Annotated in this window: 26 protein-coding genes, 1 pseudogene and 1 riboswitch; of the genes and pseudogenes, 21 read left to right on the plus strand and 6 right to left on the minus strand. The window is 33.5% G+C overall.

The window, feature by feature from the left end; translation table 11 throughout:
• Window positions 1-19: 19 nt before the first annotated feature.
• Complete coding sequence (locus ACTQ5K_RS21345; RefSeq protein ID WP_251630048.1) at window positions 20-943, minus strand: IS3 family transposase; 924 nt, start codon at window positions 941-943, stop codon at window positions 20-22.
• 329 nt (window positions 944-1,272) lie between these two features.
• On the opposite strand from ACTQ5K_RS21345, the gene ACTQ5K_RS21350 reads away from it, so the two are divergent.
• From ACTQ5K_RS21350 to ACTQ5K_RS21375, 6 genes and pseudogenes are all read left to right on the plus strand, one after another.
• Window positions 1,273-1,791 carry a matrixin family metalloprotease gene (locus ACTQ5K_RS21350; protein ID WP_048718542.1) on the plus strand — a complete coding sequence of 173 codons (519 nt, stop codon included), beginning with the start codon at window positions 1,273-1,275 and terminating at the stop codon, window positions 1,789-1,791.
• A 17-nt stretch (window positions 1,792-1,808) separates the two neighbouring features.
• Complete coding sequence (locus ACTQ5K_RS21355; protein ID WP_048718544.1) at window positions 1,809-2,384, plus strand: hypothetical protein; 576 nt, start codon at window positions 1,809-1,811, stop codon at window positions 2,382-2,384.
• A 96-nt stretch (window positions 2,385-2,480) separates the two neighbouring features.
• Complete coding sequence (locus ACTQ5K_RS21360) at window positions 2,481-3,053, plus strand: RNA polymerase sigma factor (protein WP_048718545.1); 573 nt, start codon at window positions 2,481-2,483, stop codon at window positions 3,051-3,053.
• Window positions 3,022-3,654: a hypothetical protein gene (locus tag ACTQ5K_RS21365; RefSeq protein WP_048718548.1), complete on the plus strand. Its 633-nt coding sequence runs from the start codon at window positions 3,022-3,024 to the stop codon at window positions 3,652-3,654. The genes ACTQ5K_RS21360 and ACTQ5K_RS21365 overlap by 32 nt, the downstream gene beginning before the upstream one ends.
• A gap of 595 nt (window positions 3,655-4,249) precedes the next feature.
• Window positions 4,250-4,906, plus strand: coding sequence for a zinc dependent phospholipase C family protein (locus tag ACTQ5K_RS21370; protein WP_441994280.1), 657 nt, complete (start codon window positions 4,250-4,252; stop codon window positions 4,904-4,906).
• 46 nt (window positions 4,907-4,952) lie between these two features.
• Window positions 4,953-6,245, plus strand: a pseudogene (locus ACTQ5K_RS21375) (IS3 family transposase).
• Window positions 6,246-6,282: 37 nt separating this feature from the next.
• On the opposite strand, the gene ACTQ5K_RS21380 reads toward ACTQ5K_RS21375, so the two are convergent.
• The 3 genes from ACTQ5K_RS21380 to ACTQ5K_RS21390 are packed head-to-tail and all read right to left on the minus strand — an operon-like array spanning window position 6,283 to window position 7,566.
• Complete coding sequence (locus ACTQ5K_RS21380) at window positions 6,283-6,729, minus strand: EVE domain-containing protein (protein WP_031536735.1); 447 nt, start codon at window positions 6,727-6,729, stop codon at window positions 6,283-6,285.
• 5 nt (window positions 6,730-6,734) lie between these two features.
• Window positions 6,735-7,127, minus strand: a complete 393-nt coding sequence (locus ACTQ5K_RS21385; protein ID WP_031536736.1) for a rhodanese-like domain-containing protein — start codon at window positions 7,125-7,127, stop codon at window positions 6,735-6,737.
• A 19-nt stretch (window positions 7,128-7,146) separates the two neighbouring features.
• On the minus strand, window positions 7,147-7,566 hold the full coding sequence (locus ACTQ5K_RS21390) for a MarR family winged helix-turn-helix transcriptional regulator (protein WP_235252268.1): 420 nt from the start codon (window positions 7,564-7,566) through the stop codon (window positions 7,147-7,149).
• Window positions 7,567-8,038: 472 nt separating this feature from the next.
• Between ACTQ5K_RS21390 and ACTQ5K_RS21395 the strand changes: the two genes are divergently transcribed.
• The 3 genes from ACTQ5K_RS21395 to ACTQ5K_RS21405 all read left to right on the plus strand — a co-directional run bounded on the left by ACTQ5K_RS21395 (window position 8,039) and on the right by ACTQ5K_RS21405 (window position 10,655).
• Window positions 8,039-8,170 carry a hypothetical protein gene (locus tag ACTQ5K_RS21395; RefSeq protein WP_269320377.1) on the plus strand — a complete coding sequence of 44 codons (132 nt, stop codon included), beginning with the start codon at window positions 8,039-8,041 and terminating at the stop codon, window positions 8,168-8,170.
• Window positions 8,171-8,215: 45 nt separating this feature from the next.
• Window positions 8,216-10,318 carry a class I SAM-dependent methyltransferase gene (locus ACTQ5K_RS21400; protein WP_031536738.1) on the plus strand — a complete coding sequence of 701 codons (2,103 nt, stop codon included), beginning with the start codon at window positions 8,216-8,218 and terminating at the stop codon, window positions 10,316-10,318.
• 157 nt (window positions 10,319-10,475) lie between these two features.
• Window positions 10,476-10,655, plus strand: coding sequence for an H-type small acid-soluble spore protein (locus ACTQ5K_RS21405; RefSeq protein WP_031536739.1), 180 nt, complete (start codon window positions 10,476-10,478; stop codon window positions 10,653-10,655).
• A 134-nt stretch (window positions 10,656-10,789) separates the two neighbouring features.
• Here ACTQ5K_RS21405 and ACTQ5K_RS21410 read toward each other — a convergent pair whose 3' ends face one another.
• Entirely contained in the window at window positions 10,790-11,341 is a 552-nt protein-coding gene (locus ACTQ5K_RS21410) for a class I SAM-dependent methyltransferase (RefSeq protein WP_349205126.1), read from the minus strand.
• Window positions 11,342-11,557: 216 nt separating this feature from the next.
• On the opposite strand from ACTQ5K_RS21410, the gene ACTQ5K_RS21415 reads away from it, so the two are divergent.
• The 12 genes from ACTQ5K_RS21415 to ACTQ5K_RS21470 all read left to right on the plus strand — a co-directional run bounded on the left by ACTQ5K_RS21415 (window position 11,558) and on the right by ACTQ5K_RS21470 (window position 23,988).
• On the plus strand, window positions 11,558-13,540 hold the full coding sequence (locus ACTQ5K_RS21415; RefSeq protein ID WP_235252266.1) for a methyl-accepting chemotaxis protein: 1,983 nt from the start codon (window positions 11,558-11,560) through the stop codon (window positions 13,538-13,540).
• Between the two features lie 215 nt (window positions 13,541-13,755).
• Window positions 13,756-14,676, plus strand: a complete 921-nt coding sequence (locus ACTQ5K_RS21420) for a GTP-binding protein (protein WP_235252265.1) — start codon at window positions 13,756-13,758, stop codon at window positions 14,674-14,676.
• Between the two features lie 130 nt (window positions 14,677-14,806).
• Window positions 14,807-15,820, plus strand: a complete 1,014-nt coding sequence (locus ACTQ5K_RS21425; RefSeq protein ID WP_235252264.1) for a permease — start codon at window positions 14,807-14,809, stop codon at window positions 15,818-15,820.
• A gap of 128 nt (window positions 15,821-15,948) precedes the next feature.
• Entirely contained in the window at window positions 15,949-16,719 is a 771-nt protein-coding gene (locus ACTQ5K_RS21430) for a TIGR03943 family putative permease subunit (RefSeq protein WP_235252263.1), read from the plus strand.
• A 54-nt stretch (window positions 16,720-16,773) separates the two neighbouring features.
• Window positions 16,774-16,884, plus strand: a riboswitch (TPP riboswitch).
• Between the two features lie 192 nt (window positions 16,885-17,076).
• Window positions 17,077-17,901 carry a hydroxyethylthiazole kinase gene (thiM, locus tag ACTQ5K_RS21435; protein WP_031536745.1) on the plus strand — a complete coding sequence of 275 codons (825 nt, stop codon included), beginning with the start codon at window positions 17,077-17,079 and terminating at the stop codon, window positions 17,899-17,901.
• Window positions 17,898-18,698 carry a bifunctional hydroxymethylpyrimidine kinase/phosphomethylpyrimidine kinase gene (gene thiD, locus ACTQ5K_RS21440; protein WP_235252262.1) on the plus strand — a complete coding sequence of 267 codons (801 nt, stop codon included), beginning with the start codon at window positions 17,898-17,900 and terminating at the stop codon, window positions 18,696-18,698. The genes thiM and thiD overlap by 4 nt, the downstream gene beginning before the upstream one ends.
• A gap of 25 nt (window positions 18,699-18,723) precedes the next feature.
• A complete protein-coding gene (gene thiE / locus ACTQ5K_RS21445) occupies window positions 18,724-19,383 on the plus strand; it encodes a thiamine phosphate synthase (protein ID WP_031536747.1) in 660 nt (219 codons plus the stop codon).
• A gap of 198 nt (window positions 19,384-19,581) precedes the next feature.
• On the plus strand, window positions 19,582-19,710 hold the full coding sequence (locus ACTQ5K_RS21450; RefSeq protein WP_081836594.1) for a YjcZ family sporulation protein: 129 nt from the start codon (window positions 19,582-19,584) through the stop codon (window positions 19,708-19,710).
• Window positions 19,711-20,042: 332 nt separating this feature from the next.
• Window positions 20,043-21,317: an ammonium transporter gene (locus ACTQ5K_RS21455; protein ID WP_235252261.1), complete on the plus strand. Its 1,275-nt coding sequence runs from the start codon at window positions 20,043-20,045 to the stop codon at window positions 21,315-21,317.
• Window positions 21,318-21,658: 341 nt separating this feature from the next.
• Window positions 21,659-22,642 carry a DUF294 nucleotidyltransferase-like domain-containing protein gene (locus ACTQ5K_RS21460; protein ID WP_235252260.1) on the plus strand — a complete coding sequence of 328 codons (984 nt, stop codon included), beginning with the start codon at window positions 21,659-21,661 and terminating at the stop codon, window positions 22,640-22,642.
• Between the two features lies 1 nt (window position 22,643).
• Window positions 22,644-23,372 (plus strand): exonuclease domain-containing protein, encoded by a 729-nt coding sequence (locus ACTQ5K_RS21465; RefSeq protein ID WP_031536750.1) that lies wholly within the window; start codon window positions 22,644-22,646, stop codon window positions 23,370-23,372.
• Between the two features lie 43 nt (window positions 23,373-23,415).
• Window positions 23,416-23,988, plus strand: a complete 573-nt coding sequence (locus tag ACTQ5K_RS21470) for a GNAT family N-acetyltransferase (protein WP_048716696.1) — start codon at window positions 23,416-23,418, stop codon at window positions 23,986-23,988.
• A gap of 99 nt (window positions 23,989-24,087) precedes the next feature.
• Here the strand turns inward: ACTQ5K_RS21470 and ACTQ5K_RS21475 are convergent, their stop codons facing one another.
• Window positions 24,088-25,131, minus strand: a complete 1,044-nt coding sequence (locus ACTQ5K_RS21475; protein WP_235252258.1) for a ribonucleotide-diphosphate reductase subunit beta — start codon at window positions 25,129-25,131, stop codon at window positions 24,088-24,090.
• Between the last annotated feature and the right edge of the window lie 18 nt (window positions 25,132-25,149).

Raw genomic sequence — 25,149 nt, forward strand, 5'->3', positions numbered from 1 at the left:
GAATGGATTTCCTTTCCATTCAAATCATCAGGCCAGCAAGCGTAGCGCGGTAGCCTTGACTGAACACAACACTAAAGTAACTAAATGCGACAACTATGTTGACAAACACCGGTATACCCTGCTTAAACTCTCTGTTTAGCTTGTTTGGTACGACTTGATGCTCCTTTGTAGCTTTAGCGATTTTTTTATAAGGATTTGCTTTCCTATGAGGACAGACTATTCCATATTTCTTCATGATTCTTTGTATCTTTTTGCGACTAAATATAATGTTATATTCATTCTCCAAGATCATTTTTATGGACCGGGAACCTTTCTTATATCCCCGTCGATTAAAGGCTTTTAGTATGACTTCTTTCGCTTTCAAGTCCAATTGTTCTCTCGCCTCTCGGATAGTATATGCTTGAAGGAAGCTATAGTATCCAGAACGGGAAACTTCTAAAAAATCGCAAAAATACTTGGTCATACGCTTAAATCCACTTTGTTCAATGGTCTCAGAAATTAATTGATATACTCTACTTGATTCTAGGTTTTCGTTTAGCAGCCTCCTTTCTGTCACTTCTAGCTTTTTTAATAACTCTACTTGTCCCTCCAATAGCTTAATTCTAGCTTCTTGCCTTTCAATCACTTCAGACGGTGTAAGTTCTCGCTTTAATGGTCTACCAGAACCGGATTTTCTTGAGTCTGTGAGTCCGATTAACCCATCCTTTTTATAGGCTTTCTTCCACCTGTATGCGGATTGTTCAATTCGCTTTATTCCTATAACGTCCACATCAAAGCCGTTATCCATGAAGATTTGTCGAGGAAGTTTTCCACCTAGATACTCATCCATAAATCTATTTTTAAATGAATCTGTATAGGTAATAGCTCGCTCGCTGACACTTTGTACATTTGGATTCCTTTTAAGCATTTTTATCTCTTTAGTTGAAAATGTTATCTTACTCATGTTGTCCCCTAATTCCTTTTTAGTAATTTAAGTATATAAAAAAATACCTGTAGATAAAACACTCTTTTTCAAGTGTCCTAACTACAGGTACCATTTTATGTTGGAGTTTTTTTGTCTTCCTATTTTTGTATTAAATTAATTACGTTTCGCCATAGCAACCGGAAATTTTAAAGTAAGAACAGAAATATTTATTTTTTTCGTTATTTTTCACTTTATTTTTTATATTAAAAATATTTTGTAAAAAAAGATATTAAATTGGAGGATTTATGTATTTTTTGAAGAATATAGGTAGAGAAAAAAACCAATCAAATTGAAAGTGGGGTTGTAAAATGATTCAAAAAATGTTTAGCAAAAGTGTATTAGGGTTATTCGCGTTGGCATTAATTTTTGGATTTGTTTTTACACCAGTTAAAGCGTCTGCTCATTTTTTAGGTTATTCTTCAGTTGATGGTAAAGAAATTCGTTGGGGAACAGCTAAAGGATCAACATCTTATACGACAGCACGTAATGCTGCAATAAAAACTTGGAATGGGATTACACCAATTAAAATTCTTGGTGATACAGCTAGCACTGTAGAAGATATATCTTTTGTAGATGTTACTCGAAGTGATGTTACTTGGGCTGGGCAATATCAAAGAGTCACAGGAGCAGATATAATTCGTCTTAATAAACATTATTTAAGTGGTTATACTGCTGCAAAAAAACAAAATGTTTTTACTCATGAATTAGGTCACGCTCTTGGTTTAGCTCATAGTTATTCTGGAGAAATCATGTATTATGCTGCTACAACTAAAACTTCTTTAGGTGCTCATGATAAAAGCGATTATCATTCTTTATGGGGATATTAAAAAGGGGGAATTTAAAAATGAAAAGAATAATTTTAACTTTTGGTCTTATTTCAATAATTACAGTTACTTCTTTTGGAGTTTCAGCATATAATCAAACAGATAAAATTGAAGCTAGTAATTCTAATCCAAACAAAAGTAAGGTAGAAGAAGTTATACTTCATCCTGATTTTATTACAGATGTAACAGATGATAAAAAATTAGTTGGTGTTTCTGATAATGTTTTTCTTGGGAAAGTCATTAAACAAACAGGAACTAAATCTATTGAAGAATATCTTCCTGAAACACAGTATTCAGTGGAAATAATTGAAAATATTAAAGGTGATTTATCTGGAATAGTTACAGTTAATCAACAAGGTGGTTATTTAGAGTATGAAGATGGACAAAAAGAATTGGTTTTATTTGAAGGTGATGAGTTACTTGTAGAAGGAAATACTTATCTATTTTCTACAAGATATTTAGAATCAGAGAATTGGTATACTTTAATTCCTGCATATGGAAATCTTACCGCTGAGACAGAATCAATACAAGATGATTTAGTTGAAAATTTTAATGATGCTTTAGATGAAGAAATCGTACCAACTGAATTAAAGTAAAAAATAATGGGTTCAAAAAACATGTGGATTTTCCGCATTTTTTTTGAACCTTTTGTTTCTTTATTGGTAATAAAATATAGAAGGGAGGTTAGTTATGTGAATAAAGAACAAGAAATAATTGAGAAAATATTATTAGGAGATATTGAAAAATTCAATGTTTTATTAGAACCTTATCTAAAAATATCTTATCAGACTGCTTTTTTACTTTTGAAAGATTATTCACTTGCTGAAGATGCTGTACAAGAAGCTTTATTTGCAACTTTTAAATCTTTAAAAAAATATAATCCTCAAAAGGCTTTATTTAAAACTTGGTTTAATAAAATTTTAATTAATACGACTTTAAAATTACAGAGGAAACGATTTTTCTTTATGAATTTTATGGATTATAACTTTAAAGAAACGACAATAATTCCAGAATCAATATATTTACAAAAAGAAGAATCTGAGATAATTATGAAAGCTATAGAAAAATTGGATTTTAAGCATCAAATTATTGTAATTTTATTTTATTTTCAAGACTTATCAATAAAGGAAATTTCGCAATTATTAAATATAAAAGAAGGTACCATAAAATCTAGATTATATTATTCAAAGCAAAGGTTAAAAAGTTTATTAGAAAATAAGGAGGTTTTTCCTGATGAAAGAAAAGGTAAAAAAAACATTACTTGAAATAGCTGAACAAAACTCTTTTCCTAGTAAAATAAATATTCAATCTATAATAGAAAATAAAAAAAAGAAACGGAAACGTTTGGGGTATATTTTATCTCCATTAGTTTTATGTTTAGTTTTTTTCTCATTTATTGGTATTAATTATATTAATAATAATTCTACGAAATCTGAAAATTTAGTGGGTAATACTATTAGTTATAGTTATGCTTTTAATCCTGAAGATAAAAGAGAATTAGTTGGCTTTTCTCAAAATGTTTTCATAGGAAAAGTAATTTCTGAAGAAGGATCTGAAATAATTGATTTATTACCAGAAACTCAATTTAATGTGAAAGTGATTAAAAATATAAAAGGGACTCTTAAACAAGAAATAATAGTAAATCAACAAGGTGGATATATGGAAGAAGAGTTAGTTTTAGTTGAGGGAGATAATCTTTTAGAAGAAGGTAAAGAGTATTTATTTGTAACAAAATATAATGAAGAAAAAAAGTTTCACACTCTTGTACCTATTTATGGAGATATTTTAATTAAAAGTGAACAGGAAAAAGCTGAATTAATAAAACAATTTAATGAGTCTTTAAAAAATGAAATTCCATTAGAATAAGAAATATTTATTATAATTTATAGTTAACATAATGAGTATTATTTATGTTAACTATAAATTGAAATGTACCCCTGTTCTATTTCAGAACGCCCCCTAATCTCTGTTAACATAATGAGTCCTATACACAGCAATCAAAAAAGCAAAAGGCGGAATTTGTCCATATTGGGGCAAATTCCGCCTTTTTGCGTTTGGGAAATATCGAGAAAAATAGCTTCATAATAAAAAAGTCAATCTCTAGATCCCTCCGTTTTACTTCTAAACTTCATTATATAATTGACTTTTCACGATGATTGAAAGGAAGAAGGAAATTCTACTAGATTATCGAAGAGTAAAAGTAGAAGGAGTGAATAAACGCTATGAAAAACGCTAATAGCTTTGGCTATTTTTCTAAGGCTCTTTTCGTAAAGATTGTTGCTTTTAATTATAACAAGGAACAATTTACTTTTTATGGTATTATATTAAAGAGATGATTATGCAGCTAACGGCAGGCTAGTTTAACAAGCAATTAGTACAAAATGCAAAAAATGGGTTATAAGCATTGTTGCCGAAATCCTTCTCAATATAAAAATACATAACCATTTAAGGAGTGAAAAATTTGGCTACTTGGGTTACTCACTTTAGGATTACTGAAGAATTATTAAAAACAGAACTTCCTGTATCCAAAATTGAATTTTTGGTTGGTAATATTGGACCAGATTGTGGACTAATCGGAGAGGATGGTAAACCCACACCTCCAAAAAAAACTACTCATTTCGAGATTGAAGGGAAAATCAACTCTGATTCTTTTTACCAACAATATCTCTGTGACGAAAAAGAAAGTTCGCTTATTGAAATCTCCTATTATCTTGGATACTATATCCATTTGGTGACTGATGAGAAGTGGATTGCGTTCACTGACCAAAAGAAAAAAGAAAAAGTGTTCGAGCAAATATTAAACACCCCTGAATACACTCCTCTTGTTAAGCGAGACTGGTATGGTTTAGATTTTTTATATCTTAAAAATCATAAAGATAATATTTTTTGGACGGAGTTTCAACACATCAATAGTTTTCAAGAGTACCTTGATTTCTTTCCGCAGGGTCAAACACTTAAACAGATTAGAAATATCACTAATTTTTATCATACCAATACGATTTCTGATGACCACGAGTTTATATATCTTAAGCCAAATGAAGGCGATGAGTTTGTAGAAGATACTGTACAAACGGTCAAAGAATTATTAAATCAAAGGATGCGAACACAGCTAGCATAACGGAATTTTAGCACACAAAATTACTTTTTCAACTAAAGAGATAAAAATGCTTAAAAGGAATCCAAATGTACAAAGTTTCAGCGAGCGAGCTATTACCTATACGGATTTATTTAAAAATAGATTTATGGATGAGTATCTAGGTGGAAAACTTCCTCGACAAATCTTCATGGATAACGACTTTGATGTGGACGCAATAGGAATGAAGCGAATTGAACAATCCGCATACAGGTGGAAGAAAGCCTATGAAAAGGATGAGTTAATCGCACTCACAGACTCAAGAAAAGCCGGTTCTGGTAGACCATTAAAGCGAGAACTTACGCCATCTGAAGTGATTGAAAGGCAAGAAGCTAAAATTAAGCTATTGGAGGGACAGGTAGAGTTATTAAAAAAGCTAGAAGTGACAGAAAGGAGGCTGCTAAACGAAACAAAAAACCTAGAACCAAGTAGAGTAAATCAATTAATTTCTGAGACCATTAAACAAAATGGATTTAAGCGTATGACCAAGTATTTTTGCGATCTTTTAGAGGTTTCTCGTTCTGGATACTACAGCTTCCTTCAAGCATATACTATCCGAGAAGCGAGAGAACAATTGGACTTGGAAGCGAAAGAAGTCATACTAAAAGCCTTTAATCGACGGGGATATAAGAAAGGTTCCCGGTCCATTAAAATGATATTGGAGAATAAATATAACATTAGCTTTAGTCGAAAAAAGATACAAAGAATAATGAGGAAATACGGAATAGTCTGCCTTCATAGAGGGCCAAATCCTTAAAAAAATCGCAAAAGCAACAAAGGAACAACAGGTTATTTCAAACATGTTAAACAGAGAATTTAAACAAGGTGTTCCTGGAAAAGTGTTATTAACGGACATTACTTATTTTCCATATAGTGGTAACTATATGGCTTATTTGTCGACCATAAAAGATGCATCCACCAACGAGATACTAGCTTACCATGTTTCTGATCGTATCACTCTTGATATCGCTACCAAGACCATCCATAAATTAATGAACAACTAGAAAGTTACTCTACATGAAGATGCCTTTATTCACTCAGACCAAGGTAGCCATTACACAAGTCCAAAATATCAAATTTTATTAAAAGAATATGGACTAGGACAATCTATGTCTAGGAGGAAACTTTTGGGACAATGCCCCCAAGAGTCATTCTTTGGACATTTAAAAGATGAGGTAGACTATCAATCTTGTCAAACCATAAAAGAACTAAAGGGAAAAATAAATCATTACATTACATGGTTTACTATAACAATTATCGATATCAATGGAATTTAAAAAAGATGACCCCTATTCAATATACGAATCACCTTTTAATTGCTTAGTCTCTTTTTTTATTGTGTCCTTGACATAGGAGCCAGTTTAATGAGTTCTATCTCCTTTTTTATTAACCATTTTTTCTGCTATTAGTTTAAAGTCTTTTTCGCTTATTTCTATATGACCATATCGAAAGGAATGACCCCAGTATTTTGTATTTTTAATAAATGACAGTTTTGGGATTAATGGTTTAATGGGTGTTTTAATGCTAGGGAAAAAATCAATATTTCTTCGAAAAGGTACAAAATCATTCCCCATATTTACCTGATAAACATCCTCATCAATAATTCTTCCAATAGCAGTAAACTTTTGATGAGGAGCACTCTCTTTAAAATTAATCTTAGGAGAGTAATAAATAATCCAATCACCAGTGCTCATATTTCTTAAAGGAGCCAGTTTGCCATGGCAAAGCTGAGCAAATCCGCCTTGTACTGCATTTAAAACATGATCTCGTGAAGCAATTCCAATCCAAAACCGTTTTTTAGTATGCATTAGAGTTAGCATCCACAATTATCTGATAGATTAGCATCTTGAGCAACATCTGATACAGGAAAATTCATTTCTTTCCATGCAGCTATCCCGCCAGTCAACTCTTTTACTTTATAGCCACGTTCTAGCAAAAAAGCTGCTACTTTAGCTGCTGTATTACACCAAACATCCCAACAGTAAACTACAATTTCTTTTTCTTTAGGAATCTCATGTAATCGTTCTTGCAACTCTTGTTGAGGAATGATGTTAGCATCTTTAATTGTTAGAATTCTTACATGTTCAGGACCGTTTCTTACATCAATTAGAAAATATTTTTCTGGATTGACTTGTGCCAATCTTAAATAATCCATAGGACTAATAGTTGCTTCCAGACGTGCATTAAAATAATCAAGTGCATTCATTTAATAGTTACCTCCAGTTTTATAATGTATACCAAATTTTCACAAGAAACTCCTTCAGCAATTGTTTTTCTTGATGGTTTAAAGGGATGAGTACCTCTAATTCCGTTTCAATTAGAAATTCCCAACGTGAATCTAAAACTTGAGTCCCTTTTGATGTGATTAAAAGACTATATGATCTTCTATCATTAGGATTTCTAGTTCTCTCTACAAATTCTAAAGTTTCTAGGTGATCGATATGGCTAACCATAGTCGTCCGATCAATTTGTAGATTTTCGGAAATATCCTTTTGTGAACAATAAGGGTTCCCACTAATAAATAAAAGGACTCCATATTGTCTAGCATTAATTTTATAAGGAGTCAGTCCTTCAGCAAACTTGGTTTCCATTTGTTGAAGAACTTTTCCTAACAAAAAACCATATGATTGATTCCATTTTTCCAAGTGTAATATTCACCTCCTAAATTAATCAGATTTACTAATAATCAGTATAGCTGACTAATTATTAAAATTCAAGTACTTATGTTCGTATATAAAACACAAACCGTTAAATATTTTTTTTATTAATAAAGTTTTTGAGATAAGGTATTTAAACTAGGGGGAATGACTTCTGGGTCTCTTTTTTATGTCATTAAAGAATAAATTTGTGAACGATTTCACTTAAACTATCGGGGACGTTAGTTGAATAAGCAAATATTATAAAATGGAACTTCCATAAATTAGGAGATTTCGTTTTATAAGAAATATCAACATTAAACTTTAACAGAGCCAAGTTAATAAATAACGAAAGAGGATCTTAAATCCTTTTTTCCAAAAATACATTTTTTCATCCAAGGAATATTTTCAAAATTTTACTAGCGTAATAAGAGATATTCATAAGTCGATATTAATCACTGCAGGGAAGTCCGACGATGCGGTGGGACCAAATCATCATTTATCTTTTAACTGTAAAGAAGCAGAAATTTATGTTATAGATGGTGGTCATCATGCTTATATTGAAAATCAAGAACTATTTAAAAATGCTGTTCTTCGTTTTGTTAAAAGGTAAATTGAAGTTGTTTTGAAAAAAGATTCGTCAATAGGAGTGATTTCCATGCTTGAATCGTTACTATCCATTCAAAAAGTAAAAAAGGGAGATAAAGAGGAACTTCGTAACCATAGATGGCTGCAATATCTATATATTACAAAGGAAAAGAATGTTAACCTCGAACAAGTCCATTCCCTGTCAGAAATAGATAGTCATCCAGTATTGTCCTATATTGAAAGAGCGTTAGTGATTTTAGACAACAGTACAATTGTACATACGAGGGAGAAACAAATCCTTGAAGAAGTTTTGGTTTGGAGTGATGTGGCTAAATGTGGTTCCCCCTCCAAAAGGAGAGAATGGAGTCGACTTGGATTTCAATTAGGGATACATAATATAGGGTCTGCACAAATTTACGCAGAGGAAAAAATGAAACTGTCAATACAGGAAAGAGATCTGGAAAAAGAAGAACTTATTTTTACACTTATTTATACCCACGGACTTATTGGCCAATTTATTAGAGGAGAAGTCCGTTATTGCCAATTAGAACCTTTAATTGTCTATATCTATAAATACAATAAAGTAAATTCGACGGAATTTTTTAATCTTTTGTTAAATCAATGTATAATTGAAGCAGTTTCTCCACAAATCTGGAGTGATGTTCATCAAGAAGTTAAAGATGTTATTCGTTCTATTATAGGAGGCATAAGAGAAAAAGAGCTTTCTTTAAAGGAGAGAATAAAGAGACTAAGAAATTCGGCAATAAAACGTGGAGAAAACTTTGATCAAGTGTATGATCAATTGTTCTCAAGTCTGAAGCTTAAAGAGCTATTTCAAATTTTTTTTAATAAAACAGATATGTGGTATGTAGAGTCTGCACTTCATGATTTCGCTTTCGAAGAATTTTTAAAAATCTTCTTACTCATTTATCAAAAAGCCAATCCATTAACAATAAAACAAATCAGCTTTGAACCCTTTATGAAGAATATTTATTATGATTATAAAGGGAAAAAGACTGTAAATTTATATAAAAAGAGGATTATTGAGGCATATTTGAAAGAACATACTTTAGAAGAATTAATTGTCGGAAGACAGAGTATAAATGCTCATGTTGAATTAACGATTATTCCACTTAATACTGTAAATGAAAATATTTGTGTAACTTTTACTTATTCCAAGGCAGGCGAAAAATTAATTGAATTCTGTCAAGAAGCAGAAAAATCGCCACTTTACGAACGTGCTATCATCCTCTTATATGATTTCTTTGGCTTTCGCAAAGATGGTTTTGATCGCTTGCAAAATGAAACAAAATACCTTACAGATATGAACAATGCAGAAAATCATAAAAAGCTTATTGCTGACTATGCAGTTGGTAATATAATGCTTGACATAGGTTCAGGCGGAGGGGTAATGTTAGATATTTTATCTGAAAAACATCCACATGCAGAAATTATCGGAATGGATATTTCAATAAATGTTATCGAAGCATTAGAAAAAAGAAAAAGAAGAGAAAAGAAATCTTGGTTGGTGAAACAAGCTGATGCGCTTCAATTAAAAGAATCGTTTGAGCTTAATAGTATAGATACAATAATATACTCTTCTATCCTCCATGAAATGTATTCTTATATACCCTATAATGGCAAAAAATTTAATCGAGAAGTTATCATCCATAGTCTTAAAAGTGCATTCGATGTGCTAAAGCCTGGCGGAAGAATCATTATCAGAGATGGGATTATGACAGAGCCAAAAGAGGAATTAAGGCAAATAGAATTTAAAAAATCAGATGGCATCGAATTTTTTAAGCGATATGTAAAGGATTTTAAAGGAAGAAATATCATATACAAGCAATTAGAAGAAAACACTGTTCAGCTCCTCGTTAATGATGCAATGGAATTTCTCTATACATATACATGGGGAGAAGAAGCCTATCCCCATGAAGTACAAGAGCAGTTTGGCTATTTTACTCCAAGTGAATATAAAGAGGCTATACAAAATGTGATCGGGAATAATGGCGAAATCCTGATGTTTCGCCATTACTTGCAAGAGGGCTATGAGGAGCATCTTTTGCCTGATGTGAAAGTGACAGATATCGAGCAGAAGTTAGTTAGCCTTCCTGATAGTACTTGTTTTATTGTTATCGAGAAAAGGAACGGTAGTCATTATAAAAAATAGAGTATTTCAAAAGCCAACTAGGTCTATTCAAAATTAACAGAATAAAAATGTCAGTACTTTCACATAATGAAAAAAGGTTTTAATTAAAATTAGAACCGCAATCTTCTTCATGACATATGAATGTAAGAAGGTTCTTTCAAAGAAAGTAGGTGATATTTTGGATATTAACAGAGTGAAGCAAATACTATCCTCATCAGCTGAAATAGAGGTTCAGTATAACGGAGTGTCTGTGTGGATTGATGATATAAAAGAAGAAGATGCGACTGTAATTGTTCATCTGGTAGGTGGTATGGAAGAACAGACGGAAGTAGATATAGCGAGCTTAAAAGAAATCTAAATCAAAGACAACCACTAATTTCCTAGTGGTTCTTTTTATATGCTTTTTCAAAAAAATGCTTCCTCACTATTAACTAGAAACTAGACAAAAAGATGGAAGGAAGCGTATTTTATCTGTCATTATTGTAAATTTTCTTATCTTTTCACTGCATCTATAATGAGAGAGGGAAATGCTAATTTATCCCCTTGATTCCTTGGATCAAATTGTTTTGACCGGAAAATCACACCATCTTCTCCATACCACTCATTCTTGTGAAAAATCCCGTCTTCATCACAATACTCTAATAAGTGAACCTTAAAGTCTGCTAGTTCGAACATTTTTCGCAATGTATGATAGGTATGGACAAATTGATGGCTAGCTGCTGGATGTTCCTTTGGTCCTGGCCCACCAATTTGCACGATTTGCTGATACGACTCGTCCGGGAAGAATCCATCTGGAACTGCACAACAAACATAACCAGAATGTTTTAAGTAATGGTAGCAAATGGAGGCAGCTTGAACACCTTGTTCAAAGGTTAAGTGCTCCCATACATGTTCCGCTAAAATGGCCGTAATGGATGAATGTTCAAAACGTTGCCAGGTTGATTCATCTAAAAGGTTTAGTTCTTCTTCTTGGGTATGAATCCATCCAGGGTTATTTCTAAATTCCCCTGCACCTATCACAACTTTTATCGGCGGTTTCTCCATAAATCTCTCCTTGCTCTTTATTTTAAAAATTTTAATTATACTGTAATATAAGCCTGACATTTGTGCAAGAAAAAACTGTTAACGAGTAACAAGTAGAAAATATGACTTATGGCATAGGAATCATGTCCTATCTATTGTAAAATAAGAGAGCTGAGGAATGATTTACCTATTTATTTTTGTTTATATGTATGCGTATACAAAGAGAGGGCGGTTAGTATGAGAAAATTTCCATTTCGAAAAAATATCGGAATACCAATTAAGAAAAAGCTTGTTTTTTCCTTTTTAGCAATGCTGTTAATCCCAAGTATCCTAATTGGTGCATTTTCGTTTCTATATGCAAATAATCAAATGGAAAAGGATTTTATAAACAATGCAAGCACTAATTTAAATGTGTTAGATACATCTATAACTAATTTAATGTCACAAAAAGTATATGATGTTTCTGCACTGTCAGAAACGATAACAAAAGAAGCAATGGAGAAAAAACCAGCTAGTCTGCAGACCACTATAGAGCAATACATTAAAGTTCATCCAGAGGTTTCGAGCATTTATATTGCAACAAATGATGGAAAACTTATTCAGAAGTCTACAGAAGAATTGGACGATCAGATGGATCCAAGATTAAGAGATTGGTATAAATCCGCTGTAAATCAAGGAGGACAAGTGGTTATTATGGATCCATATTTATCTCCCGTTTCTAAAAAAATGGTGATTACAATTGGCAAAACAATTGCGGACAACGCAGGGGTTATAGCAGTTACGATGAATCTAGATTATTTAGCAGAACTAGCAAGTGATATAAAGTTTGGCAAAGAAGGTTATGTTATACTGCTTGACCAGAAAAAACGTTTCATTGTTCACCCTGAAGAAAAGCAAGGAGACATTGTAAAGGAAATATTTTATGAAACCCTTTACAAAAAAGAATCTGGAACATTGGATTATATAGTAGATAAGGTTAATAGAAAAATGGTCTATCAAACAAATAAGCTTACAGGCTGGAAGTTAGCTGGGACACTGGAAAAATCAGAAATTGCAAATCATACAAAAGGCCTTTTGTATGCGATTACAGTAATATTAGCTGTTTCCCTTATTGTTGGTGGAATAATGATGGTCATAATCGTTCGCTCTATTATTAAACCAATAAAAAAATTAAAGAGTCACGCTACAATGGTAAGCAATGGCGATCTAACAAAAACAATTCATATGGAGACAAAAGATGAAATTGGCGAATTATCGACTGCTTTTCAATATATGCAGGATAACTTACAAAAACTTCTCCGAAATATCGAAAATAGTTCGGAGAGTGTTGCAGCAAGTGCAGAACAGTTAACAGCAAGCGCCAATGAAGTAACGATTGCATCAGAACATGTAACGAATACCATTCAGCAAGTTGCTAGTGGAGCTGAAAGACAGACAAAAGGAATAGAGCATAATGCAGATGATATTGAATCCATCTTAAATGGTACGAACAAAATCGTTGAATATAGTAAGAATGTTTCAGAACTATCTACTGAAACATTGACGAAAGCTTATACAGGTGGAAATGCTATTCAGGCAACACTAGCACAAATGGATGTGATAAATGAGGCTGTAGTAGAATCAAATAAAATGATTAAGGAATTAGTGGAGCAGTCAAAGCATATTGGAAAAATTACGGAAAGTATTACGACAATTTCAGAACAAACAAATCTGTTAGCCTTAAATGCTGCAATAGAAGCAGCAAGAGCAGGGGAAAAAGGGAAAGGATTTGCAGTTGTGGCAAATGAAGTTCGAAAACTTGCTGAGCAGTCAGGTGAATTTGCAAGCAATATTTCTCAGCTGATTAAGGATGTTCAAAAAACGACTGAAAATACAGTATATAGAATGTCAGAGGTGTCTAACGCTGTACAAACAGGGATGAAAGTAACGGATGAATCAAATACGAAGTTTCAAGAAATAGTTATTAGTATGAATGAAATGACACCACATATTCAAAGTGTTACATCTACATCAAATGAAATGGCTAAAACGCTTAAAGAAGTAAGTGTAACAGCTGGCGAATTAGCACAAATTGCATATGAAAATTCTACATCGTCTGAAGAAGTTGTATCTTTAACAGAAGAACAGTTAGCTGCCATAGAAGAAATTTCAGGCTCGGCAAAAAATTTATCAGAAATGGCAGATCAGCTTAGAAGGAATCTTTATCAGTTTACCTATTAATTTGTCATAATAAAATATCCTCTTGCATAAAGTAGCGATAGCATTATCCCACTCATAAACGGCAGTAAATCCTTCATCTTTTGCTATTGAGAATGGGAGGAAGATAAGTGGAAGATCAACTGTCCTGAAAGGTCCGATTGGTTCAACCATTCATCAGGGTGGAGGAAGACACCACTTACTGATGGTTCGTTTCACTATAAGCAGGAGGTTTTATGATGAAAAAAATCAACGTTTATTTAATAAATGGATTTCTTGGCAGTGGGAAAACAACAACGCTTTTAAAATGTATGGAGTATTTTAAAGGGAAAAATAAGAAGTATGCTATTATCTTGAATGAACTTGGCGAAACGAATATAGAAAGGCATCTATTTCATGATGAATCACTCTATGAACTTTTGAATGGGTGTGTATGCTGCTCCATTAAAGATGATTTAAGAACTACCCTGGATGATTTAACAGAGACTTTATATAAGGAAAATATTGAAGTCGTTTTATTAGAAGGAACAGGTGTAGCTAATCCTTCTGAAATAATGGAGACATTTAATGAAAAGGCTTATAGAGAAGTTTTTCATATTGCTGAAAGTATTTGCTTGATTGATAGTTTGCACTTTATAGAATATACAAGCGTTTTTTCGAGTAGTAAAGAAGTAAGACAATTGCAGAAAGAACAAATTGAAAATGGGACAATGCTTGTTTTAAATAAAATAGATCAACTATCAAGTAAACAGGCAATCGAAAAAGTAGAAAAAAGGATTAGAAAAATAAATGCAGATGCACCGTTGATACATAGTAAATATGGGAATGGTGTCACAGAATTTTTAGAAAAAAAGCAAATAAACAGCAATAAAGAACATTCCATTTCATTTCATCACCACCACCACCATCATATTAAAGCGATAAAATTAGTGCAAACAACTGCCATGACCAAAAGGGATTTAAGAGATTTTTTAAAAAACAATCAAGATAAACTTCTGCGCGCTAAAGGCACTATAAAAAATAGTGAAGATCAATTATGGTATCACTTTCAATATGCATCAGGACTATTGGAATGGCAAAAAGTATCAGAAAATGTTCCGAATAGAAAAGGAGAAATTATCATAATAGGAGAAAAATTACCAAAAGAAGTAAGTATTTAATTCTATGGAGTGTAGTCTTATGGAACCTTATAAGCCTACACTCTTTTTATGGTATGTATGCATAATTGGTTAGGACAAGCATAGATATGTAATAAGTAATAGTAGACCGATGTAAGAAAAGGAGCATACTATGTCCATCCCAACTCGTTTAAAGGATATTTTTATATTTGGCTTGTTTATGGCTTTAATGTATTTGTTTTTTTTCGGAGATATATATGTTGCAAATAAAATCAATTTTGAGATGCCAGATCAGATTAAAACCATTTTTGTCTTTTTTTTAGGGATTTTTCTGGAGGCTTTACCGTTTTTATTGTTAGGGGCAATTGCTTCCTCTATTATCAATCTCTATATTTCGGAAGAAACGATAGCAAGAATCATGCCTAAAAATCCCTTTATAGCAATTATAGTGGCATTAATTGCTGCATTAATTACACCAGTGTGTGAATGTGCGATCATCCCAGTTGTTCGCAGGCTGATCCAAAAAGGTATTCCGGTTCATATTGGTGTGGTGTTATTAATGGGGGCGCCGATTCTAAACTTCATTGTTTTTGGGAGTACATACTATGCTTTCCAAAATAATATATCGATTGCATATGGGCGTTTTATTATTTGTGTTTTAGCAAGCATCATAGTAAGTTTTATTATTTACATGCTTTTTTCTAAGCAAAAGGTATTAAAAACACACCGAGAGGATTTAATGTCATCGGTTCCGGTTAATGAGAATAAAGGTGATTCGAAGTGGAAAGGCATTCTGCATCATACATGCCATGAATTCTTTACAATTGGCAAATATTTTATTATCGGAGCAGTTTTTGCGAGTGTAGCTCAAGTATATTTAAAGGATAGCTATATTATGCAAGCAGGAGAATCATCGATTGAAGGAACTGCAGTTATGATGGGTCTGGCATATGTATTATCCTTATGCTCAGAAGCAGATGCTTTTGTGGCAGCTTCCTTTTCAAGGACGTTTACCCCTGAAGCAATTATTAGCTTTTTGGTGTTTGGACCGATTCTCGATTTTAAAAATACATTCGTTATGATGGCTTCCTTTCGAATCAAGTTTGTCCTATTATTTATATTGATTGTGACGATTGTTGTATATATCCTATCTGTATTATCAGGATTCTTTTTATCACCCTCTTAAACTTCGGTAAAAGAGACTTGTTTCTTTTTAAGGTAGAGAATTAAGTGAATCTATTGCTGAAAGTTCGAAAACTTCTATTAAGGAAGTTCATTTTATGTTAGATTAATTCAAAATAAGGAGGAAAAGCGGTGAAAATCAAATGGAGTCCAACATGGCAATTGGCGAATGAGCTGCAAGGGATTGTGCTGATTGGCTTTAGTCTCCTTATTTTTAAATTGTTGGTAACAGGTGATGTGACGCGACTTGTTGAGCCTAATATGGTTCCGTTTCTATATATCACGATGTTCTTGTTATTTTTTCTCGGCTTTTTTCGTTTGCTAAATAGCAATTTAAAGGGAGCAGATTGTGACTGTGATGTGTGTGATGAAAATGCTTCGTTAATGAACCTAGCACTGTCTTATTTCATATTTTTTAGTCCGTTATTTTTGTTTTTCACCTTACAAGATATGTCGTTTAACAAGAGCATTCTTCCCAATGTTCAATACGAACATGGACAGACGTCTTCTGTAAGTCAAGCTATTTCTGAGGCGGAGGAAGACATGATGATAATAGATGATGATAATTATCTGCAATCGATGGATAGGATTAACAGTAATTTGGACAATATGATTGGAAAAGAAATCACGATTACCGGCTTCATTCATCGACAGGAATCCTTTACGGATAAGGAGGCGGTCATTGCAAGATATGTCATGACACATTGCATTGCTGACCTTGGAATATACGGCTATATGATAGAAGGAGATGTTGGTGGTTTACAAAGCGATCAATGGTTTTCATTAAAAGGGAAATTGGATAAGAAGGAATATGAAGGTCAAGTGATTCCAGTGATTAAAATGGATAAAGCTGAAAAAACGGTAGCACCTGAGGAAGATTATTTATATGCATTAGACTATTAGCCTACAATTCTTGCATTATTCGAATATTTTCGCTAAAATTTAAATGAAATCAATTGAATAAGAATCGGGAGCTTGTTTGAAACAGGCTGAGAGTATGGCTATTCTGCCATTGACCGAATGAACCTGTTGGATAATGCCAGCGTAGGGAGGTGTCTAGTATAGAAGAACACTTTGCTTAGGCGTAGTGTTTTTATTTTTGTCATAATTGCTGAAATTAGCACGTAGCTTCCTATTATTTCGCGTGCTTTACATTACAGTCAGTTATGGCTTTTTTACTATGTATAATTTTATATAGTGATAATAGTAGGAAGTAAATAAAACTATTAATAAAGAAACAAGAAGGGAATGAGTTATTAGATGAACGAAATATATGAAATGATTCCAATAGTAATAACAAGAGTAAGAAATAAAATACCACTTATTCATAATATTACGAATGTAGTAGTTACAAATTTTACAGCAAATGGGTTATTGGCATTAGGGGCTTCACCAGTAATGGCATATGCAAAGGAAGAAGTTGCAGATATGGCAACAGTAGCAGATGCCCTTGTACTTAATATCGGTACATTAACGGCTGGAAATGTGGAGAGCATGATTATTGCCGGAAAGGCCGCAAATGTCGCCAATACACCTGTTATTCTGGATCCTGTTGGAGCAGGTGCAACTAGGTATCGTACAGAATCTGTCCATCGCATTATGAAGGAAGTAGATATTACATTACTTCGAGGCAATGCAGCAGAGATAGCTAATGTTGCTGGGATAAAAGCGGAAGTGAGAGGTGTTGACTCTGTAAATGTACATGATAATCGTGAAATTGCGTTAGAAGCATCAAAGCTTTTACAAGTACCTGTTGTCATTACGGGTGAACAAGATGTCGTATCCGTTAACGGGAAACTTACTCTCGTTGGTAACGGTCATGAGATGTTGACAAAAGTTACAGGAACTGGCTGCTTACTTTCAGCCATTCTCGGAGCCTTTATTGCTGTGGAAGGAGATATATTACTATCTTCTACAGCTGCTTTAGTTACATATGGGATCGCTGCAGAACTTGCCTTTGAAAAAACGAAAGAGGATGGTCCAGGAAGTTTTCAAATGGAATTATTAAATCGATTAGCGAAAATTAACGAAGCTGATGTAAAGAAATGGATGAAAGTGGAAATAGAAGAGGAGGCACATCAATGACTACTGCAAAAGCATTAACAATCGCAGGATCTGATAGTGGAGGAGGAGCTGGGATTCAGGCCGATTTAAAAACATTTCAAGAGCTTAAAGTGTTTGGAATGAGTGCTATTACAGCTGTAACAGCACAAAATACACTGGGGGTAGATGGAGTGTATCCAATGTCATTGGAGGCGATTGAACAACAAATAGAATGCATAGCTGTTGATTTAAAGCCAGATGCTTTAAAAACAGGGATGCTGTTTAATAGTGAAATTATCGAATTAGTAGCAGATAAAATAAAGCAATACAAGTGGGAGAATTTGGTGGTAGATCCTGTAATGATTGCTAAAGGTGGTGCTAATTTACTTCAAAAAGAAGCAATAGATGCCATGAAAAAAAAGCTTCTACCAATAGCTACAGTATTGACTCCGAATATACCAGAAGCCGAGGAATTGACTGGATTGAATATTCAAAATATGGAGGATAGGAAAGAAGCAGCGAAAAGATTATCAGCGTTGGGAGTTTCCAATGTCATTATTAAAGGGGGACATGGAAAGGAAAAGGAGTCTGTTGATTTACTCTATGATGGAACTTGCTTTTCAAGTTTGTTGGCCAAAAGAATTCCAACTAAAAACACGCATGGAACCGGCTGTACTTTTTCTGCTGCAATAACAGCAGCTCTTGCAAATGGTTATTCAGTTAAGGATGCCTTTCAATTAGGAAAAGATTTTATTCACCAAGCAATTAAAATGGATCTTCATATAGGAAGCGGACATGGTCCGACAAATCATTGGGCTTACCAAGAAAGTAAAAGGTAGGCACAAATAGCTATTCGGAGGAAATATGACAATATATACAAGTGAAAAAATAAAAGAATTGCTAAAAGTGTATTTTATTATGGGAAGCAATAACAGCAGCTTAGCTCCTGATTATGTACTAGAAGAAGCATTAAAGGGCGGCATTACGGTGTTCCAATTTAGAGAGAAAGGAAGCGATGCATTAGAAGGAGAAGCAAAATTTCAACTTGCAAAAAGAATGCAAAAATTATGTAATCATTATAATGTTCCATTTCTAGTCAATGATGATATTGAACTCGCGATAGCATTAGATGCAGATGGAGTGCATATTGGCCAGGAGGATGAGAATGCAATAAAGGTTCGAGAATGGATCGGTAATAAGGTATTAGGTGTATCTGCTCATTCAATAGAGGAAATAAAGCTGGCAATGGAGGCAGGTGCTGATTATATCGGCATTGGTCCCATTTATGCAACAAGCACAAAAAAAGATGCGAAGGAAGTGCAAGGAACATCCCTTATCGAAAAAGTTAAACAACTAAATCTTCGAATACCAATAGTAGGAATTGGCGGGATTACGATCGATAATGCATATCCTGTAATTAAAGCAGGAGCAGATGGAGTTGCAATTATTTCGGAAATTAGCATGGCAGATAATCCCTATGAGCAAACAAAGCGACTAAAGAAAGTGGTTACTGACCAAGAGTAGCTGTATTTTGGTGGAAGCTTTCATTCAAATGCAGGTTTTTTGCGGAAAAATAGACATTCACCCAACCCAAATATATATCCTTGCATACAATAATTTTGTAAGAGGAGCTAGTTAAGAAAAAATATAGAGGCTCCTTCCTCGTTAACCAGTTATAGAAATGGTTAATATACTACAAAAATGAGAAAGGGAGATGTATATATGTACGGTTATGGTGGATATGGTTATGGTTGCGGATATGGCGCTGGTGTTGGATATGGCGGCGGATTCGCGCTAATCGTTGTATTATTTATCTTATTAATTATCGTTGGTGCAACTTTTATTTGCTAATATACGAATGAAAAGCTGACTTCTTGTCAGCTTTTTTTACATTTATAGAGGACGGGATTAGTAGTGGGGAAAATGAGAAGAATCGTGCCCGTTTAACTTGTTATTATGATAACGCTTACTAAAATAGGGTGAAAAATACATAAAATTATATTGGAAAATCAAAAAAATGTAGAATAAAATGAAACTAGTTATAATATTTTAATTTTTAAGAAAATTATTTTTCAAATTCTTATTGACAGAAAATTTAATATAGGTAAAATAAAGTTATTAGAGTGTTAGATTATGTGACACTTGATGGTAAGTATATATACATAAAGGGGGAAGGAATCTTAATGGAAAATTTAGAGTTTTTGATGAACAGCTTGTGGACAATGGTTGCTGCAATTTTAGTTATTTTTATGCTTGGTGGATTTATATTATTAGAAGCAGGTTCCACAAGAATGAAAAATGCGGGACATATCGCAGGAAAAACAATCTTTACTTTTGGAATTGCCTCATTAGTATTCTGGGCTGTAGGTTACGGATTCATTTTTGGAGATAATGCAAATTTCTTTGTAGGGATGAGCGACTTTTTCTATGGAGGAGGGCAAGTTGAGGATGCTGGGTTACAAACTACCGTATTCTTTGTCTTCCAACTAGCTTTTGCTGGAATTTCCTTAACGATTGCTCTAGGAGGATTTGCAGAGCGTGCGAAATTATCTGTATATCTAATTTTCTCTATATTATTTGGTATTTTGGTTTATCCAATCATTGCACACTGGATTTGGGGTGGCGGCTGGTTAGCAGAGCACGGCAAACAAGACTTTGCTGGATCAACGGTTGTTCACTTAACTGGTGCTGCGGCTGCATTAGCTGCAACAATGCTATTAAAACCACGTATTGGTAAATATAATCCAGACGGTTCTGCTAACCCAATATTCGGACATAACCAAGTTTATACTGCGCTGAGTGTATTGATTCTTTGGGTAGGTTGGTTTGGATTTAACGCTGGTAGTACTGTTTCTGTTTCAGATGGATTTTTCGGATATGTTGCATTAAACACAAACTTAGCAGCAGCAGCTGGTGCAGTTGCAGCATTGTTAATTTCTTGGATTGTGTTAGGTAAATCTGATATCACAACAATGCTAAATGGGGCATTAGCTGGTCTTGTTGCAATTACAGCGTCTTGTGCGTTCGTAGAACCATGGGCAGCAGTTGTTATTGGTTTAATTGCTGGAGTTCTTGTATTTTACAGTGCTCGTTTCTTTGAAAGTAGAAAAATTGACGATCCAATCTTTGCCTTATCTGTACACGGAACAGCAGGGATTTGGGGTACGTTATCAAATGGTTTATTTGCGACAGCAGAGTTAGCTGAGTATACTGGCGTAGGTAAAGCTGGTCTCTTCTACGGTGGAGGATTTGGGCAATTAGGTATTCAAGCACTTGGTGTAATAACTTGTGGACTTTTCGCTTTTGCAGTAAGCTATGTCATCCTATTTGTTATCAAGAAAGTCAGCGGACTACGTGTAACAGAAGAGGAAGAAATCATGGGCTTAGATATCAGTGAACATGGTTCATATGGTTACCCTGAAACTTTCTTATCAAAAGAAGAAACAAAAAGCTTATAAGTAATGGTTAATAGCCCTTTTTAAGGATAATGCTACTGAACCTACTAGGATAGGAGTCTCGCTGAAAAGTGGGGCTTTTATCTTTTTTTAAACTATAGGGCATTGCTTATTTGTTTAGTTGTTAAAGTTTATCCATAAATCCATTTTGAAAATAAGGTTCACAGCTTGAATACGTTTTATAGGTAATAGTGTATGGTGATTTGTGAATGACGGAAATATCCTTTTATGAAAGTTTCTCTTTATGAAAAGAGTCAGGGATAAAGATAACATGATAAGATAGACATAAATATAAATTGAATGTAAATATACTATGAATATCTTTTACCAAAGGAAGTGCATGGATGTGCTCTGAAAATAGACGATTAACTGAGCTAAAAAAGGAAAAGGAAGTTTTTTTAAAAACAAATAGGTATAATAGCAAGGAATTAAATAAATTTCATGATGGAATATTTAATTGTTTATTTCAATATATCCTCTCTGAATATATTAAAACAAATGGAGAACCTCCGTGCTCCTTTGTATGGTTTGTAACAGGAAGTGCTGGTAGAAAGGAACAGGGGATTTTAAGCGATCAAGATCATGGGATTATTTATGAGAAAACAGAAATAACCTGCAATCAATATTTTATGAAACTCGGAAAATGGATTAGTGATGCTTTGGATGAGATAGGATATCCATACTGTGAAGGAAATGTCATGAGCAGTAATTCAACATGGTGTAAATCTTTAGAAGAGTGGAAACAACAATTACATCAATGGTTGGTAAAAGAAAACTGGGAATCGATTAGATTTTTGCAAATTTTTTATGACAGCAGAAAAATTTTTGGAGACCAAGAATATGTTCAGGAATTAAGAAACTATATACATCAGTATTGTGTTATGCATCCAGCCCTTTTAAAAAGATTTATGAATAATGTGATGCGGATAAAAAAAGGGGTAGGAATATTTGGCCAATTTTTCGTTGAAAGATCTGGAAGTCACAAAGGCTCCATTCATTTAAAACATACCATGTATTTGCCGTATGTAAATTCAATTCGACTTCTTTCCATTCGAGAGAGAATTCAAGAAACATCTACAATAGAACGAATAAAGTCTTTGCGAGAGATAAAGAAATATGACGAATGGTTAAAAGCCTATGAATATTCATTTAATAGAATATTAGAATATCGAATCATTTTATTTAAAGAAGCAAAAACATATGAAGACGTTCATTATTTGAATATCAAACAGTTATCGAAAGAACAGAGGCAAGAAATAAAAACGTTAATGCGAAATGGTATCAAATTATATCAACAAGTACAAAGGATAATGGAAAAAGGGTGTTAACATGGGAGTAGAATCATTTCTTCAATACATGAGAGATTTATACGGAAAAGTCAATTCGAGTGTATTGCATGCTACCTCGAGTGGAAGTAATTCACAGCAAATCGCTTTTATGCGCCAGCTTCAGAAAGATTTAAAAGTTGAAGTTGCTTCCAGATTGCCATTAGATAATTTAAAAGCTGTTGTTTTTGATATAGAAACAACGGGTTTTTTACCCGATAAAGGGGATCAAATTATTTCAATTGGTGCAGTTAAAGTGCAAGGGTGTCAGATCCTAGAGGAACAATTTTATACATTAGTGAATGCGGGTGTTGAAATACCAGAAGAAATTAGTCGCCTAACAGGAATTCAAACCAATGATTTGCAGGATGCCCCGCCCTTATCCGATGTACTTGTACAATTTTTTGAATTCATAGACGAGGATACCCTTGTAGCCCATCACTCCTCGCATGAGAAAAGCTTTATGCAATCTGCATGCTGGAAAAGTTTCAAAACGCCTTTTAAGCATCGAATTGTAGATACGGCCTTTTTATTTAAAATTGTTGAACCAAACATAAAGATATTAACATTGGAGGACTGGTGTACATTTAGTGATATTCCAGTAATCGATCGTCATCATGCATTGGGTGATGCTAAATTAACTGCTATTCTATGGTGTCATTATTTAGAAAGGGCACAAAAATTAGGATGTCGTACTTTACAAGATATCTACGAAAGACTAGCTTTACGATAAATTATTCATGAGAAGATTTTAACATTTATGGTGGTGAATTTCGATGGGCGTATTTGAAACAGAAAGATTGCTGCTAAGAAGGTGGCAAGAATCGGATTACAAAGATTTATATGAATATGCAAAAAGGGAAGATGTTGGTCCGTTTGCAGGTTGGGCTCCCCATAAAAGCGAGCAAGAAAGCAAAGATGTAATTCGCTATTTTTTACAAAATAATAATTCGTATGCTATCGTTTGGAAAGAGGAAAATAAAGCGATTGGGAGTATTGGGTTTCATAAGCGTACACCGGATGTTAGGCTTTCTCATTTAGCACAGCGTGAAGTTGGGTTTGCCTTAAATCCAGCCTATTGGGGTAGAGGGATTGTACCAGAAGCGGTTAATCATCTTTTAGTTTTTGGATTTGAACAATTGCAATTGGATTTGATCTGGTGTGGACATTTTGATTTTAATAAAAAGTCAAAACGAGTTAATGAAAAATGTGGTTTTCAATATCGTTTTCAGAAAAAAGATCGCTATAAGCTTTTTAACAATCAAATCATCACGAGCGTCTATTATTGTATGACAAAAGAAGATTATTTCGAAAAAAAACAGCAAAGAGCTAAAAAGGTATTTATCTAATACAAATATATAAAGTTAGAATTAGTTGAATGAAATACAAAGAGTGCAGGAAATGATTAAAAGGAGCAACAGTGACAGTTGCTCCTTTTAATTTTTAGTTTATAGCTCGTCAAATCCGTTGTCTACATGGTTGACTTTTACATATTGACGTGATTTCTGTTCAAAGAAATCCGATTTTCCTAAATCTACATCTTCGTATGCTTTGATCCAGCGTAATGGATTTTTGCGATAACCTTCAAATGGGCGATTAAATCCAAGCTGATTAGCTCTTACATTCGCATAAAACTTTATATAATCTTCTACATCTTGCAGAAGAATTCCATCGATTTTATTGCCGATAATATATCTTGCCCACTCAATTTCTAATTCTGCAGCTTCCTTCATCGTATCCTCCACGAAAGAGGCGAGTTCTTCGTTGTTATATTCTGGATATTGGTTTAGAACTTCTTTGAATATTTTTACAAACAAATCAACATGAATTTGTTCATCACGATTAATATAGTTAATCATCGTGCTAGTTGCTACCATCTTTTGATTTCTTGCTAGGTGGTAGAAAAAAGCAAATCCTGAATAGAAAAATAAACCTTCTAAAACTACATCATATACAATCGATTTTAATAGGTTATTAGGAGTTGGATTTTCTGCAAAATAAGCATATCCATTTGTTACAAACTCATTTCTTTTTTCAAGGATTGGCTCTGTTCGCCAAAATTCAAACACTTCCTCTTGCTTTTCCATTGGAACTAAACTAGATAGAACATATGAATAGGAATGATTATGAATAACTTCCTGTTGTGCCAAAATAATCATTAAAGCAGATAGGCTTGAATCTGTTAAATAATCTGCTACTTTCCCTGCATAATCTGTTTGGATACTGTCTAATAAAGCTAATAAGCCAATAATCTTTAAAAATGCATCCTGTTCATCGTCAGATAGTTCAGGGAATTGCTTCATATCTTGACTCATATTAATTTCAAACGGTGTCCAAAAATTAGCAAGCATTTTTTTGTATTTCGGGAACGCCCATTGATAGCGAACATCATCCCAGTTTAATATATTGGAGCATTCTCCATTAATAATGGCTGTTGATTTATTTGGTGCTTGTTTATTCATAATGGGTCTTTTTTTAACGACTTCTTCCATTTTATTTTCCTCCTTATC

This window comes from Niallia sp. Sow4_A1 (assembly GCF_052116745.1).
Lineage (GTDB): Bacteria > Bacillota > Bacilli > Bacillales > Cytobacillaceae > Niallia > Niallia hominis.